The sequence below is a fragment of the Kocuria tytonicola genome, assembly GCF_003687175.1.
Taxonomy (GTDB): Bacteria; Actinomycetota; Actinomycetes; order Actinomycetales; family Micrococcaceae; genus Kocuria; species Kocuria tytonicola.
This window is the reverse complement of record NZ_RDEX01000001.1, coordinates 756,946-775,065: the sequence shown is the minus strand read 5'-3', so window position 1 is coordinate 775,065 and position 18,120 is coordinate 756,946. Positions and strand designations below refer to the sequence as shown.

Annotated in this window: 13 protein-coding genes, 1 tRNA gene and 1 pseudogene; 10 read left to right on the top strand and 5 right to left on the bottom strand. The window is 72.7% G+C overall.

What is annotated here, in order from left to right; genetic code table 11:
- Positions 1-63 precede the first annotated feature (63 nt).
- The 3 genes from EAE32_RS03495 to EAE32_RS03485 are packed head-to-tail and all read left to right on the top strand — an operon-like array spanning position 64 to position 6,194.
- The gene (locus EAE32_RS03495) at positions 64-2,205 is read left to right on the top strand and encodes a transglycosylase domain-containing protein (RefSeq protein WP_121845444.1); all 2,142 of its coding nucleotides are present in this window, start codon (positions 64-66) and stop codon (positions 2,203-2,205) included.
- The gene (locus EAE32_RS03490; RefSeq protein ID WP_121864192.1) at positions 2,205-3,125 is read left to right on the top strand and encodes a metallophosphoesterase; all 921 of its coding nucleotides are present in this window, start codon (positions 2,205-2,207) and stop codon (positions 3,123-3,125) included. Before EAE32_RS03495 ends, EAE32_RS03490 begins: the two co-directional genes overlap by 1 nt.
- A 9-nt stretch (positions 3,126-3,134) precedes the next feature.
- On the top strand, positions 3,135-6,194 hold the full coding sequence (locus tag EAE32_RS03485) for an FAD-binding and (Fe-S)-binding domain-containing protein (protein WP_121864191.1): 3,060 nt from the start codon (positions 3,135-3,137) through the stop codon (positions 6,192-6,194).
- Between the two features lie 39 nt (positions 6,195-6,233).
- Here EAE32_RS03485 and EAE32_RS03480 read toward each other — a convergent pair whose 3' ends face one another.
- Positions 6,234-7,472, bottom strand: a complete 1,239-nt coding sequence (locus EAE32_RS03480; RefSeq protein ID WP_121864190.1) for an MFS transporter — start codon at positions 7,470-7,472, stop codon at positions 6,234-6,236.
- Positions 7,473-7,570: 98 nt separating this feature from the next.
- On the opposite strand from EAE32_RS03480, the gene EAE32_RS03475 reads away from it, so the two are divergent.
- The 3 genes from EAE32_RS03475 to EAE32_RS11965 all read left to right on the top strand — a co-directional run bounded on the left by EAE32_RS03475 (position 7,571) and on the right by EAE32_RS11965 (position 9,232).
- A tRNA-Pro gene (locus EAE32_RS03475) sits at positions 7,571-7,644 on the top strand.
- Positions 7,645-7,787: 143 nt separating this feature from the next.
- Entirely contained in the window at positions 7,788-8,645 is an 858-nt protein-coding gene (locus EAE32_RS03470) for a PhzF family phenazine biosynthesis protein (protein ID WP_121864189.1), read from the top strand.
- The gene (locus EAE32_RS11965) at positions 8,642-9,232 is read left to right on the top strand and encodes a thiol-disulfide oxidoreductase DCC family protein (RefSeq protein WP_243635557.1); all 591 of its coding nucleotides are present in this window, start codon (positions 8,642-8,644) and stop codon (positions 9,230-9,232) included. Before EAE32_RS03470 ends, EAE32_RS11965 begins: the two co-directional genes overlap by 4 nt.
- A gap of 81 nt (positions 9,233-9,313) precedes the next feature.
- Here EAE32_RS11965 and thiE read toward each other — a convergent pair whose 3' ends face one another.
- Positions 9,314-9,976 (bottom strand): thiamine phosphate synthase, encoded by a 663-nt coding sequence (gene thiE, locus EAE32_RS03455; protein WP_121846834.1) that lies wholly within the window; start codon positions 9,974-9,976, stop codon positions 9,314-9,316.
- 212 nt (positions 9,977-10,188) lie between these two features.
- Between thiE and thiO the strand changes: the two genes are divergently transcribed.
- From thiO to moeB, 4 genes and pseudogenes are all read left to right on the top strand, one after another.
- On the top strand, positions 10,189-11,487 hold the full coding sequence (gene thiO / locus EAE32_RS03450) for a glycine oxidase ThiO (protein WP_341537792.1): 1,299 nt from the start codon (positions 10,189-10,191) through the stop codon (positions 11,485-11,487).
- A complete protein-coding gene (thiS, locus tag EAE32_RS12165; protein WP_121864187.1) occupies positions 11,484-11,894 on the top strand; it encodes a sulfur carrier protein ThiS in 411 nt (136 codons plus the stop codon). Before thiO ends, thiS begins: the two co-directional genes overlap by 4 nt.
- A gap of 122 nt (positions 11,895-12,016) precedes the next feature.
- Positions 12,017-12,781 (top strand): annotated as a pseudogene (locus EAE32_RS03440) (thiazole synthase); the annotation flags it as partial.
- A 221-nt stretch (positions 12,782-13,002) separates the two neighbouring features.
- The gene (gene moeB / locus EAE32_RS11955) at positions 13,003-14,385 is read left to right on the top strand and encodes a molybdopterin-synthase adenylyltransferase MoeB (protein WP_243635556.1); all 1,383 of its coding nucleotides are present in this window, start codon (positions 13,003-13,005) and stop codon (positions 14,383-14,385) included.
- Positions 14,386-14,656: 271 nt separating this feature from the next.
- Here the strand turns inward: moeB and EAE32_RS03425 are convergent, their stop codons facing one another.
- From EAE32_RS03425 to EAE32_RS03415, 3 genes are read right to left on the bottom strand one after another with little or no spacing between them, the layout of a single operon-like run.
- Positions 14,657-15,301, bottom strand: a complete 645-nt coding sequence (locus tag EAE32_RS03425; RefSeq protein ID WP_121845720.1) for a LutC/YkgG family protein — start codon at positions 15,299-15,301, stop codon at positions 14,657-14,659.
- Positions 15,298-17,214: a lactate utilization protein B gene (locus tag EAE32_RS03420; protein WP_121864186.1), complete on the bottom strand. Its 1,917-nt coding sequence runs from the start codon at positions 17,212-17,214 to the stop codon at positions 15,298-15,300. The genes EAE32_RS03425 and EAE32_RS03420 overlap by 4 nt, the downstream gene beginning before the upstream one ends.
- Positions 17,211-18,053: a (Fe-S)-binding protein gene (locus tag EAE32_RS03415; RefSeq protein WP_121845718.1), complete on the bottom strand. Its 843-nt coding sequence runs from the start codon at positions 18,051-18,053 to the stop codon at positions 17,211-17,213. Before EAE32_RS03415 ends, EAE32_RS03420 begins: the two co-directional genes overlap by 4 nt.
- Positions 18,054-18,120 lie beyond the last annotated feature (67 nt).

Sequence of the window (18,120 nt, the reverse complement as noted above, 5' to 3'; positions counted from 1 at the left end):
AATCACAGTGGGCCGCCCCGCGCTGTGGCCCGTCCGTGCGGGCCCGGCTTGTAGACTGGCGCAATGGCATCACGCAAAAACTCGGGCTCCGAGCCCACCTCGGTTCTGGGCAACGTCGTCGCGTTCATCGCCGTCGCCGTCGTGGCCGGAGTGGTGGCGGCCGGGCTTCTCATCCCCCCCGCCGCGGCCGCAGGAGCGGCCGCGAACGCCTCCATCGGATGGTTCAAGTCCCTGCCCTCGGACATGGAGTCGGGGCCGGTGTCCCAGAGTTCCACCGTGGTGGCCAAGGACGGCACGGAGATCGCCAAGTTCTTCGCGCAGAACCGCGAGCCGGTGCCGCTGAAGGAGATCTCCCCCAACATGCAGAAGGCGCTGCTCTCCATCGAGGACCGTGACTTCTACGACCACGGCGGTGTGGACCCGTGGGGCATCGTGCGCGCGATCGGCAACAATCTGCTGCGTCCGAGCAACCGCCAGGGCGCCTCCACCATCACGCAGCAGTACGTGAACAACCTCATCATCGACCAGCAGGTCCGCAATGGTGAGCAGGCCAGCACCATCGGCGCGGACAAGGGCGTGGTGGACAAGATCAAGGAGATGAAGCTCGCCATCTCCATGGAGCAGGAGAAGTCCAAGGACGAGATCCTGGAGGGCTACCTCAACGTCGTCCTCTTCGGCGGCTCCAACTACGGGGTGGAGGCAGCGTCCCAGTACTTCTGGGGAATCCACGCCTCCGAGCTGAGCATCGCCCAGTCCGCCACCCTGGCGGGCATGGTGCAGTCCCCCAACTACTACAACCCCGAGGTCAATCCGGAGGCCTCCACGCAGCGGCGCAGCATCGTCCTGGACACCATGGTGCAGACCGGTGCCATCACCCGGCAGCAGGCGGAGCAGGCCGCCAAGGAGCCCATGAACCTGGACATCCACCACACCAGCTCCGGGTGCACCGCGGCCAAGTCCGCTCCGTACTTCTGCGACTACGTGGAGAACCAGGTCATGCAGTCGGACACCTACGGCGCCACGCCGGAGGAGCGCCTGGCCACGCTGCAGCGCGGCGGTCTGACCATCAGGACCACGCTGGACCCCAAGGCCCAGAAGGCGGCCGAGACCCAGGTCAACGCCACGCAGCCCAAGGACAACAACCCGGACAACGTGTCCACGGCGCTGATCTCCCTGGAGCCCGGCAACGGCCACGTGGTCTCCATGGCGCAGAACACCAACTACTCGGGTGCCGAGGGCGACTCCAACACCACGTACAACTTCAACGTGGACTCCAACGTGGGCGGCGCGGGCGGCTTCCAGGTGGGCTCCACGTTCAAGCCGTTCACCCTGGCCGAGTGGATCAACTCGGGCAAGGGCGTGAAGGCGAGCATCGACGCCCGGAGGCTGAACTACCCGGCGGACTACCAGTGGAAGGCCTCGTGCCTTCCCAACGGGTACAAGATCGAGCCCGGCACGGACGGCAACGGCCTGTCCTTCCAGAACGCCACCGAGGGCTACAACAAGGTGATGGACGTGGACTACGGCATCTACAACTCCATCAACTCGGCCCTCTACGCCATGGCCGCGGACCTGGACCTGTGCGCCATCGGGAACATCACCAAGGCGCTGGGCATCCACGACGGCAAGACCGGGGACCCGGTGGACACCACCGTGCTCTCCGCCCTGCTGGGTGGCTCGGCGGACATCTCCCCCATGACCATGGCCCGGGCGTTCTCCGCGTTCGCGAACGACGGCGTGATGTGCGAACCCCGCGCCATCACCGACGTGCGCGACGCCCGCGGCAAGACCTACGAGGTCCCCGCGGACAAGTGCCAGCAGGTCATCAAGAAGGAAGTGGCCCAGGGCGTGAACCACGTCCTGGAACAGGTGCTCGTGAAGGGGTCCGCGTACCAGCGCGGGATCGGACTGCCGAACGCCTCGGCCGCCAAGACCGGCACCACGGACAACTCCACGCAGACCTGGATGCTCGGCTACACCAAGGGGCTCGCCACCGCCTCGTGGGTGGGCAACTACCAGTACGGTTCCCGCTCCCTCAACGGGCTGAACATCGGCGGCAAGAGCGGCGGATCGGGCACGGACTGGGTGGACGGTGCCACCTATGCCGGTGGGCAGTGGCAGAAGTACATGCAGGAGGTGGCTCCGAGCTACAGCACCAAGCCGTTCTCCGAGCCCCCCGCCAGCGTGCTGTCCACGAAGAAGTGATGAGCCGCAGCTCCGGTTCGCCCGCCCCGGTCACCCGCATCCTCGCGGGGGCCGGGGCGGGCCTCGTCGCCACGGGTGTGGGAACGCTCGGCTGGGCGGTGTTCGGCGAACGCCGACGCTTCCAGCTGCGGGAGGAGACCGTGCGGGTGCTGCCCGCGGGCTCGCGGCCGCTGCGGATCCTGCACATCTCCGACCTCCACACCGTGCCGGGCCAGGAGGCCAAGAAGCGCTTCGTGCACTCCCTCGCGGCGCTGGAGCCGGACCTGGTGGTGGACACGGGCGACAACCTCTCCCACATGGCCGCGCTGCCGTACCTGCTGGAGATCCTGGGGCCGCTCTTCGCCTTCCCGGGCGTGTACGTGCCCGGGTCCAACTGCTACTTCGCGCCGCGCCCCAAGAACCCGGCCCGCTACCTGTGGCGCACCACCGCGAGCGAGAAGAAGGACGAGGCCCCGCGGCTGCCCACCGAGGACATGCACCGGGCCTTCGACGAGCGCGGCTGGACGGGCCTCGTCAACCGCTCCGACCGGCTGCGCATTGCGGGCACGCTCATCGACTTCTCGGGCGTGGACGATCCCCACCTGCACTACGACCGCCACCCCGGCTTCCCTGCGCCCGGCACCGAGGCCCCGGGCGTCCGCATCGGTGTGGCCCACGCACCGTACCTGCGCACCCTGGACCGCTTCGCGCGGGACGGGGCTGACATTGTCTTCGCGGGCCACACCCACGGCGGCCAGGTGTGCCTGCCCGGTGGGCGCGCACTGGTCAGCAACTGCGACCTGGACCCGGCCCTCTGCAAGGGCCTGATCACCCACCGCGGCGTGCCCGTGAACATCTCCCAGGGACTGGGCGAGTCCCGCTTCGCCCCCGTCCGCCTCTTCTGCCCGCCCCAGGCCGTCCTGGTCACGCTCACCGACTGAGGTTCCCGCATGACTCCCTCCCGCCTCCCCTTCCCCTTCCCCCGTCCGGCGCACGACGGCGCGGGGCCGGGTTCCCCGGGCGGGGCACCCGGCGGGGTCGGCACCGGGGACTCGCCGCTGCACCGCGCGGTGCGGCGGATCGAGAAGGAGTGCGGCAGCGGCGTCGTGGTGGCGGGGGAGCTGGAGCGCCGCGCGGTGGCGCACGACGCGTCCCACTACCTGATGCAGCCCCACGCGGTGCTGCGCCCCCGCAGCGAGAACGAGGTGGGGCGGATCTTCGCGGCGGCCGCGGGCACCGGGGCGGGGCTGACCCTGCGCTCGGGCGGCACGTCCCTGTCCGGGCAGGCGGTCACGGACCAGCTGCTCGTGGACGTGCGGCGGCACTTCAAGGACGTGGCGGTGCTGGACGGTGGCGCCCGCGTGCGGGTGCAGCCGGGCGTGACGGTGCGGCGCGTCAACGCGCTGCTGGCCCCGCACGGGCGGGCGCTGGGACCGGACCCGGCGAGCGAGACCGCGTGCACGCTGGGCGGCGTGGTGGCCAACAACTCCTCCGGCATGGCGTGCGGCACCGAGTTCAACACGTACCGCACCCTGGAGTCCATGGTGCTCGTGCTGCCCTCCGGCACGGTCCTGGACACCGCGGCCCCGGATGCCGCGGAGCAGCTGCGCTCGCGGGAGCCCGAGCTGTTCGAGGGCCTGCTGCAGCTGCGGGACCGGGTGCGGGGCAACCCCGAGTCCGTGCGGACCGTGGAACGGCTCTTCGCCATGAAGAACACCATGGGCTACGGGCTGAACTCGTTCCTGGACCACGAGGACCCGGTGCGGATCCTCGAGCACCTCATGATCGGTTCCGAGGGCACGCTGGGCTTCGTGGCCAGTGCGACACTTCGCACCGTTCCCGTGCACCCGCACGTGTCCACCGGGCTGCTCGTGTTCCCCACGGTCGTGGCCGCCACCAGCGCGGTGCCGAGCCTCGTGGCCTCGCGCTGCGCCACGCTGGAGCTGCTGGACGCCACCTCGCTCGCGGTCTCGCAGCGCACGGGCCTCGCACCGCCCGTGATCATGGACATCCCCGTGGACCAGCAGGCCGCCCTGCTCGTGGAGTACCAGCACGACACCCCCGAGGGTGTGCGGGACCTCGCGGAGGCGGCCCTTCCCACCTTCGATGCGCTGGACCTCGCCGGCCCCGTGGCCCTGACCACCGATCCCCGGGAGCGCGCGAGCCTGTGGACCGTGCGCAAGGGCCTGTACACCACCGTGGCGGGCAACCGGCCGCAGGGCACCAACGCCCTGCTGGAGGACGTGGTGGTGCCCGTGGACCAGCTGGGCACCACGTGCGAGGAGCTCACGGGGCTGTTCGACGCGCACGGCTACCGGGATTCCGTGATCTTCGGCCACGCCAAGGACGGCAACGTCCACTTCATGCTCAACGAGCAGTTCGACGACCCCGCCCAGCTCACCCGCTACGAACGCTTCACGGAGGAGATGGTGGACCTGGTGCTGGGTCACGGCGGGTCCCTGAAGGCCGAGCACGGCACGGGGCGCATCATGGCGCCGTTCGTGCGGCGGCAGTACGGGGACGAGCTGCACGCGGTCATGGTGGAGCTCAAAAAGCTCATCGACCCCGACCACCGCTTCAACCCGGGCGTGATCCTCACCGCCGACCCGCGCGCCTACCTGCGGGACCTCAAGACCGCCCCGCCCGTGGAGTCCGAGGTGGACCGGTGCGTCGAGTGCGGCTACTGCGAGCCCGTGTGCCCGTCCCAGGACCTCACGCTCACCCCGCGCCAGCGCATCGTGGGGCGCCGGGAGATCGCGCAGGCCGAGGAGCGCGGGGACGCTGAGCTCGCCGCCCGGCTGCGCCGCGAGTACGACTACGCGGGGCTGCAGACCTGCGCCGTGGACGGCATGTGTGTCACGGCGTGCCCCGTGCACATCAACACCGGGGACCTGGTGCGGCGGCTCCGCGCGGAGAACCACTCGAGGGTCGCGGACCTCGCGTGGGCCGCGGCCGCCCGCTCCTGGGCCGCCACCTCCGCCGGGGCATCGTTCGCGCTGACCCTGGCCTCCCGCATGCCCCCGGCGCTGCCCTCCTCCGCCACGCGCGCCGCCCGCGCCGTGCTCGGGGCGGACACCGTGCCGCGCTACAACGCGTCCCTGCCCGCGGGCGGCGGCGCGCGCTCCCGGTTGACGACGCCGCCCGGCCCGTCCTCCGCCGAGCTCCCGCTTCGCCGTGCTGCGGATTCCAGGACCACGGATTCCAGGGCCGCAGATCCCCGGGCCACGGGAGTGGGCGCGGCGGGCGGCCGCGAGGACCACGCGGCGTCGGACCCCGTGCAGGACGACGCCGTCCGCGCCGTGTTCTTCCCCGCGTGCATCAACGCGATGTTCGGCACGGCCACGGGAGAGGGACCGAACACGTCCGAGGCGTTCCTGCGGGTCTGCGAGCGCGCCGGGGTCGCGGTGCGGATCCCCGAGGGCATCGACGCGGCGTGCTGCGGCACCCCGTGGAAGTCCAAGGGCCTGCCCACGGGCTACGCCACCATGACCGAGCGGACCCTCGGCCTGCTGTGGGAGGCCTCGGACCGCGGTCGGCTCCCGGTCGTGTGCGATGCGGCGTCCTGCACCGAGGGGCTGGCGACCATGCAACGGCTCGCGGCGGAGCACCCCCGGTACGGGGAGCTCGAGTTCGTGGACGCGGTGACGTTCACCGCCGAGCACGTGCTCCCCCGCCTGGACCCCACGTCCCCGCTGGAGACACTGGCCGTGCACCCCACGTGCTCGTCCGTGCACCTGGGGATCACGGAGGACCTGCTGAGCGTGGCGAACGCGTGCGCGCGGGAGGTCACGGTGCCGGTGTCCTGGGGCTGCTGCGGCTACGCCGGGGACCGCGGGATGCTGCACCCGGAGCTCACGGCCTCCGCCACGGCGCGGGAGGCCGCCGAGGTCCGCGCGGGTGACTTCGAGGCGTACGCCTCCGTGAACCGGACGTGCGAACAGGCCCTCACCGAGGCCACCGGAGAGCCCTACGAGCACGTGCTGCAGGTCCTGGAGCGCGTCACGCGCTGAGGCCCGCGGCACGGCCGGGACCGGCGTCGCGGAGGGGCGCTACGCCGTCGTCCCCGGGTCCGGAACCCCGCGCGAGGCCGCACGGGCCACGGGAACGGCGGACACGGCGCACACGAGCACCCCGGCGAGCAGGCACCACACGAATCCCGTGCCCGCGCCCACCCCGGCGAGCTCCGCCACGGCAGGAGCCAGCACGGCCAGCACGAACGGCACCGCGAAGCCCACGTAGGTGAGGGTGTAGAAGACCCCGATCAGCGCCCCGAGGTCGTGCGGGCGGGCCAGCAGCTCCACCTCGCGCAGCCCGGCGACCATCATGAGCCCGTAGCTCACCCCGAGCATCACGGCGGTGGGGAACGCGAGCCAGCTCAGCTGCCCCGCGACCGTCACGGCGCCGAGCAGGAGACCGGCGCTCGCCGCCCCGAGGCCCGTGACGGACAGCGGGAGCCAGCCCCGCTCCCCCAGCCGCGAGGCCAGGGGCTGGACCAGCACGCCCGTGAACATGACCGTGGCAGCCACCAGGCCCAGGTACGCCACCGGGAACCGCACGATGCCGATCACGAAGGACGGGATGCTCGCGAACGCCACCGTGGCCGTGCCGAAGACCCACGGGGACCAGGCCGCAACCACCCAGAAGAACCGGGCCGTGAGGGCCACGGGAGGCACCAGTGGCCGCGCCGCGCGGGGCCCCCGGGCGGGGAGCTGCGTCTCGGGAACCCGCCACACGAGCGCGCCCGCCAGGAGCACGAGCACCGCGTGCACCACGAACGGCGTGACCTGGGGAGCGGGAAGGAACTGCGCCAGCAGGCCGGCCACGAGGGGCCCGGCGCCGAAACCGCCGGAGAGCACCACCGTGGCCCGGCGGGGCCCGGCACCCGGGCGGTCCGTGCTGAGCTGCTTGACCCACGCGGACCCCGAGGACATGGCCATGCCCACGCCGAAACCCATGACCCACCGCCCCGCGTAGAGCAGCCAGTCCGAGGCCTGGGAGGACAGCGCCAGCACGAGGGACGCCACGAGCACCACGGCGAGCGCGGGGCGCATCACCGCCCGTCGGCCCCGGTGGTCGGACACCGGCCCGAACACCAGCAGCGCGGGCACCAGCCCGGCCGCGTAGATCCCCAGCATCCCGGTCACGAAGGACTCGCTCAGCCCGTCCTGCGAGCGGTACACCTCGAGCATCGGGGCGAAGAGGTTTGCGCCGAATCCCACGGTGAACATGGCCGCGCCAACGCGCCACCACGTGCGCGGGGTGACCGCCTGACCACCTGCTCGTCCCATGGTGGCGAGCGTACCCGCGGGCCCGGCGGGGATTTCGCATTCCCCGAATCCTGACGCTATGCTGGAGCAGTTGTTCGCGGGCTCCGTCCGTGCAGCAGCGGGATGTGGCGCAGCTTGGTAGCGCGCGTCGTTCGGGACGACGAGGTCGCAGGTTCAAATCCTGTCATCCCGACTCGAATCCCCTTGCTCCTCCGCAACCGGAGCAAGGGGATTTTTCATGTCCGCCCCCGCCTCGGACGCCGTTGCGTTCTCCTGGACGACGCGCACGGGGTCCCTGCGTGCCACCGCGCGCCCGGCCGTGGTGGAATCGTGGTCATGACATCACTGCCCCGCCACCGCCCGTTCGCCCAGGTGGACGTGTTCTCCGCCGAACCCTGCCGGGGCAATCCCGTGGCCGTGGTCCTGGACGGCTCGGACCTCACGGACGAGCAGATGGCACGCTTCGCGCGCTGGACCAACCTCTCCGAGACCACGTTCGTCCTGCCGCCCACCTCCCCCGACGCCGACTACCGGCTGCGGATCTTCACTCCCGACCGCGAGCTGCCGTTCGCGGGCCACCCCACCCTGGGCTCGGCCCGCGCCTGGCTGGCCGCCGGGAACTCGCCGCACGCCCCCGTGCTCGTGCAGGAGTGCGCCGCGGGTCTCGTGCGCATCCACCCCTCCCCGGACGACGACGCCGCCCTGGCCTTCGAGGCCCCGCCCACCCTCCGCTCCGGGGACCTCGCACCCGAGGTTCTGGAGGCGGTCACCACCGCTCTGGGACTCCGGCCGGAGCAGGTCCTGGCGCACCAGTGGGTGGACAACGGCCCCGGGTGGGCCGCCGTGCTGCTGGGATCCGCAGAGGAGGTGCTTGCCGTTGAACCGGACCTCACGGCGCTGAACGGGCACAAGGTGGGCGTGGTGGGCCCCGCCCCCGAGGGGGCGGAGCACCACTACGAGGTGCGCGCGTTCGTGTCCGGAACTCCCGGCTGCGAGGACCCCGTCACCGGCAGCCTCAACGCGGGCCTGGCCCAGTGGCTGCTGCGCACGGGCCGCGCCCCGCAGACGTACACCGCGCGCCAGGGCACCAGGATGGGCCGCCGCGGCATGGTGCACGTCAGCACGGACACGACGGGCACCGTGCGCGTGGGCGGCTCCTGCACGGTGTGCGTCACGGGGAGCGTGACGCTGTGAGCACCCGGCTGCACGTGGTCTTCGACGGCCGGTGCGGGTTCTGCACCCGGTCCGTGGGCTGGGTCCGGGCGCTGGACCGCCACGGTCGGATCGAGCTGCACCCGTGGCAGGGCCCGGGCGTCCTGGAACGCTTCGGGCTGACCCCGGAGCAGGCGAACACCTCGGTGTGGGCCGTTCCCGCCGAGCACGCCGCCTCGGACACCGACGCCGATGGGCACACCCCCTCACGCTCGTCCACGCACTCGCGCCCCGCCACCGGCGCCGATGTCGGTGCCCCGGCCGGCGCCCCCGCGGACTCGGGCGTGCGTGCCACACGCGGAGTGGGCACCGGCAGCGCTACCAACGAGCCCGCCCCGAAGGGGACGCGCTCGGACTCGGACGTACGTGCCACGAGCGGCGCGCGAGCCATCTCCGCCATCCTCGACACGGCCCTGGGCGGCCGCTGCTTCGGCACGTTCTACAACCTGCCGCTGGTGGGTCATACCGTGGAGGCCGTCTACCGCTGGGTGGCCGCCCACCGGGGCAGCTTCCCGGGTGTCACCCCGTGGTGCGAGCAGCACCCCGGGCAGTGCAGCCGGAAACACTGACCCGCGGGAGAGTCAGCCGCCCTCCGTCTCGCGCCGCCCGCACCGCCCTCTCCGTGCTGCCCTCGCCCGGGCACCGCCAGATCATGCGGGCAGCGCGTTCCGCAGCTCCCGGGCGGCTGCGGTGACGTCGGTGGCCTCGGTGACCGCCCGCACCACCACGATCCGCGAGGCGCCGGCGTCGAGCACGGCGGGCAGCCGGGCGGCGTCGACGCCCCCGATGGCGAAGAACGGCGTGTCCCCCGCGTGCCGCGCGGCGTACCGGGGCAGCTCCAGGCCCACGGCTGAGCGGCCCGGCTTGGTGGGGGTCTCCCACACGGGGCCGGTGCAGAAGTAGTCCAGCCCGGGGTCAGCGAGCGCCGCGTCCACCTGAGCCGGTGTGTGGCACGAGCGCCCGAGCACCACGTCCGGGCCCAGCACCGTGCGTGCCTGCTCGGTGGTGAGATCCCCCTGGCCCACGTGGAACACGTCCGCGCCGGTCAGCAGGGCCACGTCCGCGCGGTCGTTCACCGCGAACAGCCTGCCGTGCTCGCGGGCGACCTCCGCGAGCACCCCGATGGCCTCGATCTCCGCCGCGGCCTCCAGCGTCTTGTCCCGCAGCTGGATGATGTCCACGCCGCCCTCGTACGCGCCGTGCAGGAACTCTCGCAGGTCACCGCGCTCCTGCCGCGCCGTCACGCACACGTAGAGCCGCGCGTCCCTCAGCTGGTCACGGCGGCGTTCTCCCTGGTCCTCGGTCTGTGCCATGACGCCATGGTGGCACGAACCCCGCACCCGCGCGCGGGGCGGTCGCTCAGCCCGCCGCGAAGCCCCGGGGACGTGGCACGGGGCGAGGGCTAGACTGGCGGCGTCGTCCGGCAGCCGACCCCGTGCCGCCCGACGAGTTCCACGGGAGCCCGCACGCGTCACAGACCACCCGCAGCGGGCTGAGAGGGCGTGAGTCGCCGACCGGTCACCTGATGCGGGTCATGCCGCCGGAGGGAGGAAAGTTGTCCGAGAACGTCCCCGCGCACGTCGTGGTGGCCGGGGCCGGGCTGATCGGCCTGGCCACCGCTCTGGAGCTGCGCCGCCGCGGCACCGCCGTCACCGTGGTGGACCCACGGCCCGCCTGGGGCGCCACCCGCGCCGCCGCCGGCATGCTCGCCCCCGTGGCCGAGACCCAGTACGGGCAGGAGCGCCTGTACCCCCTCATGCGCGCCTCGGCCGCCGAGTACCCGCAGTTCGTGGAGCGCGTGGCAGAAGCCACCGGCCTGCCCGCCGGCTACCGCACGGAGGAGACCCTGGTGGTCGCCGCCGACGCCGCTGACGCGCGTTCGCTCTCCGACCTCGCCTCCCACCAGATCGCCTCCGGGATGGACGTGGAGGAGATCTCCACCCGCGAGGCCCGTTCCCTGGAGCCGGCCCTCGCACCACGGCTGGGTGGTGCCGTGCGCATCGTCTCGGACCGGCAGGTGGACCCACGGATGCTCGCCACCGCCATGGTGGAGGCCCTCAACGCACCCCTCCTGGACACGCTCGGCAGCACCCCGGACCCGGGTCCCGTCACGTGGCTCACCCACCGGGTGGAGTCCGTGCACGTTCCCCGCAAGGGCCCCCACGCCGCAGCCGGGGTGGTCCTGGACGACGGCACCCGGATTCCCGCGGACGCCGTGGTGGTGGCCGCAGGGCTCACCGCCAACACCGTGGGAGGCCTCCCGGAGGACCTGGACCTGCGGCTGCGGCCCGTGTTCGGGGACATCCTGCGGCTGCGCGTCCCCGACTCCGTCCTGGCCCCCGGCGAGGAGCACCTGCTGACCCGCACCGTGCGTGCCCAGGTGCTGGGGCGGCCCGTCTACATGGTGCCGCGGGCGGACCGAACCCTGGTGCTCGGTGCCACGAGCCGCGAGGACGGCCGCGAGTCCGTGCTCGCCGGCGGCGTGCACCAGCTGCTGCGGGACGCCCGCACCGTGGTCCCCGCGATCGACGACTGCGACGTCCTGGAGATGATGGCCCGCGCCCGCCCCGGCACCCCGGACGACCTCCCCTACCTCGGAGCCACCTCCGTGCCCGGTCTGGTGGTCAGCACGGGCCACTTCCGGCACGGCATCCTGCTGACCCCGGTGGCCTCACGACTGGCCGCCGAGCTGGTCACGGGAGTCCTGGACCCGGACGTGGACCACGCGAAGGACGCCGGGTTCCTCGCCGCCACCGACCCCGCCCGCCACTGCGGCTCCGACGAACCCACCGACCCCACCCCGATGCTGGGAGGACTGGCATGACCCCCACCGACGCCCCGGACCCCACCCCCACCGCGCACTCCGCCCCGGAGTACAGCACTGCTGGTTCCCCGTCCCACGACCAGGACGCCGCCGCCCCCGCGGCCCCGGAGCCTCCCGCCCCAGCGGCCGGCGAGTTCCCGCCCCCGCCCGCCCCGGACGACGACGCCGCGGGCACCGCCACCGTCAACGGCTCACCCGTGGCGGTGGCCGGGGGGTTCACCCTCACGGACGCGGTGGCCCAGCTCACCGGCCGGGAGATCGGCCCGGACGGCACCGCCGCGGACGGCCACCCCCTGGGGATCGCCGTGGCCGTGGACGACACCGTGGTCCCCCGTTCCCTGTGGGCCACCACCGCGGTGGTCCCCGGGCAGTCCGTGGAGATCGTCACCGCGGTGCAGGGGGGCTGAGCACCATGACGCACGACGACGCCCCGCGCGCCCCTCTGCCGCACCGGTCCGCGACCCCCCACGCACCGCAGGACCAGCCTGCGCTGCGCATCGACGGCGTGGATCTCACGTCCCGGCTCATCATGGGCACCGGTGGGCTCACGGACCTCGCCATGCTCGAACGGGCCCTGCTCGCCTCCGGGACCGAGCTGACCACCGTGGCGCTGCGCCGCTTCGCCCCCGGTCCGGCCCACGGGACCGGGAGGAGCACGAAAGGCGGCGCGGCGGCGTCGTCGGCGGCACCGCAGGACAGCCTCTACGGGATCCTGCGCCGCCACGGGATCCGGGTGCTGCCGAACACCGCGGGGTGCTACACCGCGCGGGACGCCCTGCTCACTGCCGAACTTGGGCGGGAGGCCCTGGAGACCGACTGGGTCAAGCTGGAGATCATCTCGGACGAGGACACCCTGCTGCCGGACGGCGTGGAGCTGCTGGACGCCACGGAGAAGCTCGTGCGCCGCGGCTTCAGGGTCTTCGCGTACACCTCCGACGACCCCGTGCTCGCGCTGCGCCTGCAGGACGCCGGGGCCACGGCCGTGATGCCGCTGGGCGCACCCATCGGGACGGGGCTGGGCATCCTCAACCCGCACAACATCGAGCTCATCGCCTCCCGCGCGGCCGTGCCCGTGGTGCTGGACGCGGGGATCGGCACCGCCTCGGAGGCCGCCCTGGCCATGGAACTGGGGTGCGACGCCGTGCTGCTCGCCTCCGCCGTGACCCGCGCGCAGGACCCCGTGGCCATGGCCACCGCGATGCGGCACGCGGTCGAGGCCGGCCGACTGGCCCGCGGGGCCGGACGCATCGCGCGCCGCACCCATGCCCTGGCGTCCTCCCCCATGGCCGGGCGCATCGGCTCGGACCAGGAGGCACCGCGGGGCGACTGGCCCGCCCGCGCCGTGGCCGAGGCCGCGGGCGAACCCGGGAACGGGCGGCGTGCGGACCGGAGAGGGACCACCACCGCGCCCACCACCACGGGCCGATCCGGCGTGGTGGGCGGCGGGGAGGCCGCGCCGTCCGACGTCGTGGACACCTCCCCCGCAGCGCCCCGCGCAGACGGGAGCGGCCCCCGATGAGCGCGCTGCCCACGTTCGACCCCCTTGTGGAGCCGGCCGCGGAGCTCACCCGTGAGGAGCTCGAACGCTACTCGCGCCACCTCACGCTCGCGCAGTTCGGGCCGGTGGGGCAGCGCCGGCTCAAGAACGCCCGCGTGCTCGTGGTCGGAGCGGGAGGCCTGGGCGCCCCCGCGCTCCAGTACCTCGCGGCCGCGGGCGTGGGCACCCTGGGGATCGTGGACGACGACGTCGTCTCCGTCTCCAACCTGCAGCGCCAGGTGGTCCACACCGTGGCGGACGTGGGCCGGCCCAAGGTGGACTCCGCCGCGGCCGCCGTGGCCCGGCTCAACCCGCTGGTGACCGTGCGCACCCACGACACCCGACTGAGCCCGTCAAATGCGCTCGAGATCTTCGCCCGGTACGACCTCGTGCTGGACGGCGCGGACAACTTCGGCACCCGCTACCTCGTGGCCGACGCCGCCGAGCTCACCGGAATCCCCGTGGTGTGGGGCTCCATCCTGCGCTTCGACGGCCAGGTCTCCGTGTTCTGGGCCGGGCACGGGCCCGTGTACCGGGACCTCTACCCCGAGGCGCCCCCGCCCGGGTCCGTCCCCTCGTGCGCCGAGGGCGGCGTGCTGGGCGTGCTGCCCGCGACCATCGGCTCCGTCATGGCCACCGAGGCGCTCAAACTCCTCACCGGCATGGGCGCACCGCTCGTGGGCCGTGTCCTGGTCCACGACGCCCTCGCCCAGACGTGGCGCACCCTCACTGTGCTGCCGGACCCGCGCCGCGAGCCCGTCACGGACCTCTCCCAGGTCCTGGTGGCATGCGGCCTGCCCGGACCCGACGACGCCGCTCCCCCGGTTCCCGGCGCACCCGCCGGGGGCGCACCGGCAGGCCAGGTGCCCGGCGGTGCCGGGGGCGTGGACGGTTCTGGCGGACCGGACGGTGGCGGCGCCGGGCTGGGACGCAGAAGCGGAACCACCGCGGCAGGCACCCCCGGCCGAGCCGCGCCGGGTCAGGTGGGCGTCCCGCACTCCGGACCGAGCGCCGTCGAGATCGTGGCGGCCACCGAGCTGGCGGAGCTGCTGGCCGCCCGCGAACGCGGGGAGGCGGCGTTCACGCTGGTGGACGTGCGGGAGGACTGGGAACGTCAGCTCGTCTCGATCCCCGGGTCCGTGGCGGTGCCCCTGGACCGCCTGCTGGCCGACGGTGTGCGGGCACTGCCCGCGGGCACCGAGGGGGACGTGATCCTGCACTGCAAGGCCGGGGTCCGCTCCGCGCAGGCCCTTGCCGCGCTGCGGGCGGACTACGCCCTGCGGGAGGACAGCCTCAAGCACCTGGACGGCGGCATCCTGGCGTGGATCGAGGACGTGGACCCCACCCAGCCCAGCTACTGACGAGGCGGCACCACCGAACCGGGGCAAGAACGCCGCCGGGACGCGCTGCCACGTCCTTCCCCGCCTGCACTGACGGAGCAACTGCGCTCTACCCGGCAGTAGCGTGCAGTTGCTCCACCTCACAGTCACGGCATGTGCGTCAGGGGCGGCTGACGCTGGGCGCCGGATGCACGAGATGCCGCCCACCCGGTGGTGGACGGCATCTCGTGCGCGTCGTTCTGAGGGTCGGAGCGCCCCGGGCGGTCCGCGGAGGGGGCCGCCCGGTAACCGGTCAGCCCAGCAGGATCACGTCCAGCGTACGCGGCCCGTGGACCCCCTCCACGCGCTCGAGCTCGATGTCCGACGTGGCGGACGGGCCCGAGATCATGGTGGTGGGCGCGGTGGGCTCCACCCGGGACATGGCTTCCGGGATCAGTTCCACCACGGTGTCCAGCGGCACGATGCAGATGTGGTGGTCGGGCACCAATGTGATGGCGCGCCGTCCCTCGTCCGGGCGCCCCGACAGGAAGATGGTTCCCGTCTGTGCGCAGGACACGGTGGACGAGGTCACCACGGCGTCCACCCGGTTGAGGTCCCGCACGGTCAGGGCCGAGGCCTTGCGCCCGTCGTTGGGGTCCACGATGGCCCGGCGCGCCGCGGTCTCCTCGGGGAGCAGCGCGGTGTCCAGGCCCTCGGGAATCACGTACCGCGCGGAGGCACCGAGCTGCGTGGCGATCCGGTCCGCCACGGTCTGCGTGGTCTCACGGAACACGTTGGCCTTGTAGTCCACCAGGCGGTCCTCGAGCATGTCCACGATCTCCTCGCGGGAGAGCTCGGAGGTGTGCCGGTAGCCACGCGGCACCTCCGGGGCCTGCGGGTGGTCCGCCAGCGCGCCGTGGAGCCGCTCCAGGATCTGGGTCTTGGCGTCCGCACTCATGCCCGGCCTCCGTTCTGCTGGCGGCCCTCGCCGCGCTCGATGTTGTCCCGCTCAGGATCGCCCGTCGACTCGGACGCGGCGCCGGCGACGGCGTCCGGTCCGGCTCCCGGCTCGTCGTCGCCCGGGCCGTCGGCCGGGGAACCACCGGTGGCCGCGGAGTGCCGGGCCGCGGCGTCGTCCGCGGAGACCGGGTCCTCCGCGCCGGACACGCCGTCGCGCTCGAGCCGCTCGGCCGTCTCGCCCTCGTGCTTCTTCCACCAGTTGCGGAAGGACTCCCTGGGCGGTTCCGGCACGTTGCGCTCGTCCGTCCAGCCGCCGACGACGCCCGGCAGCCAGCCGATCGCGTGGTCGCGCCCGGCCACCACACGTCCCAGCGGGAGCCCCCGTTCCGCCATGGCCATGCGCTGACCGGAGGACATCACGAACGAGGCGCCCTTCATCATGGCGTCCATCTGCGTGGGCAGACCGCGCGACGGCACGGCCTCGCGGACGCGGCGACCGGCACGACGGGCGCGCGAGCCCAGCTGCTGCAGCGAGCCCTCGCGCGGGGAGGTGTCCTGACCGCCGCGGCCCTCGTCCTGGGTGAGAGACTTCTCCTCGCGCCAGTCGTCCTGACCGCCCACGGCGGGATCCTGGGAGGCGGGAGCGGGGGCCGACTGGTCCACGCGCTGCCCGTGCTGGGTGCGGATGTCCTCGTCCCGCAGGTGCACCAGGATGTCCGGGATGTTGATCTTCACGGGGCACACCTGGTAGCACGCACCGCACAGCGAGGACGCGTACGGCAGTGACGCGTTCTTCTCGGAGGTGATCCCCGTGAGCTGCGGCGAGAGGATCGCCCCGATGGGCCCCGGGTAGGTGGAGCCGTAGGAGTGCCCGCCCGCGTGCTCGTAGACCGGGCACACGTTGAGGCACGCGGAGCAGCGGATGCAGTGCAGCGCGGAGCGGCCCTTGGGGTCCGAGAGCACCGCGGAACGGCCGTTGTCCAGCAGCACCACGTGGAAGTTCTTAGGCCCGTCCCCCGGGGTCACACCCGTCCAGAGGGAGGTGTAGGGGTTCATCCGCTCCCCCGTGGACGAGCGCGGGAGGAGCTGGAAGAACACCTCGAGGTCCTGGTAGGTGGGCAGCAGCTTCTCGATGCCCATCACGGTGATGAGGGTCTCGGGCAGGGTGAGGCACATGCGGCCGTTGCCCTCGGACTCCACCACCGAGAGGGTGCCGGTGTCCGCGATCCCGAAGTTCGCACCGGAGATCGCCACCTTGGAGGTGAGGAACTTCTCGCGCAGGTGCTGGCGGGCGGCCTCGGCCAGCACACGGGGCTCGCTGGTGAGATCGTCCGTGACGCCGGGCATCTCGCGGCTGAAGATTTCGCGGATCTCCTCGCGGTTCTTGTGGATCGCCGGCACCAGGATGTGGGAGGGCTTGTCCCGGCCCAGCTGCACGATGAGCTCGGCGAGGTCCGTCTCCCTGGCGGTGATCCCGTGCTCGGCCAGGTGCTCGTCCAGGCCGATCTCCTGGGTGGCCATGGACTTCACCTTGATGACGTCCGTGGTGTCCTGCTCCTGCACCAGGCGCGTGACGATGGCGTTGGCCTCGTCCGCGTCCCGGGCCCAGTGCACCACGCCGCCCTGTGCCACCACGTTCTGCTCGAACTGCTCGAGCAGCTCCGGCAGGTGCGCCATCACGGTCTCCTTGATGGCGGAGCCGGCGTCACGCAGCTCGCTCCAGTCCGGGACCTCGCCCACCACACCGGCCCGCTTGTGGCGGATGGTGTGGGTGGCGTGCCGGATGTTGGCGCGCATCTGCTCGTTCTGCAACTCCTTCTTGGCGGCCTTGGGGAACGCCACCTGTGCGTGCAGGTTGCCCTGTCCGTGCACGGGGCGCACCGCGGGCATGCCGAGGGACGTGACGCTCATCGAGTTGCTCCTGCCGGGGTGGTCCGGCCCGCCGGGCGGCGGCCGGGCTGGGGGATGGACAGTTCCACGGGCCCGTCCACGGTCAGCGGGTTGCTGCGGGTGGAGGCCAGGATCTCCGCGAAGTGCACTGTCTGCACGTCCACGTTGCGCTTGGAGGCGGCGCCGCCCAGGTGCAGCAGGCACGAGGCGTCCCCGCCCGTGCACAGCGAGGCGCCGGAGCTCTCCACGTTGCGCAGCTTGGCCTCGGCCATGGCACCGGAGACATCCGGGTTCTTGAAGGAGAAGGTGCCGCCGAACCCGCAGCACTCCTCGGCGTCCGGCAGCTCGTGGAAGTCGATCTCCGCGACGGAGCGCACCAGGTCCTTCTGGCGGTCCCCCAGACCCAGCAGGCGCATGCCGTGGCACGAGGGGTGGTAGGTCACGGGATGGGGGAAGTACGAGCCCAGCTGCTCGGCGGCGTCCGTCACCCCGAGCACGTCCACGAGCAGCTCGGAGAGCTCGTAGGTGTTGTCCGCGACCATGGCGGCGTCCTCCGCCAGGGCGTCGTCACCGCACTCGCGGGCCACCATGGGCTGCTGGTGGCCCAGGGAGGCCACACAGGAGCCGGAGGGGGCCACGGCGACGTCGTAGTCCACGCTCGTGAAGGCGCGCACGTGGTTGCGGATCACCGGCACGGCGTCCTCGAAGTAGCCGCTGTTCACGTGCATCTGGGAGCAGCAGCCCTGCCCCTGGGGGAACACCACCTCGTGCCCCAGTCGCTCCAGGATCCGCACGGTGGCCAGTGCCACCTTCGGATACATGGCGTCCACGATGCACGTGGCGAAGAGCGCGATTCTCATGTTGTGGTCTCCCAACCGTCTGCCCCGGTGATGCTGTGCCCCGGTCCATCTCTGTGGCCAGACCAGG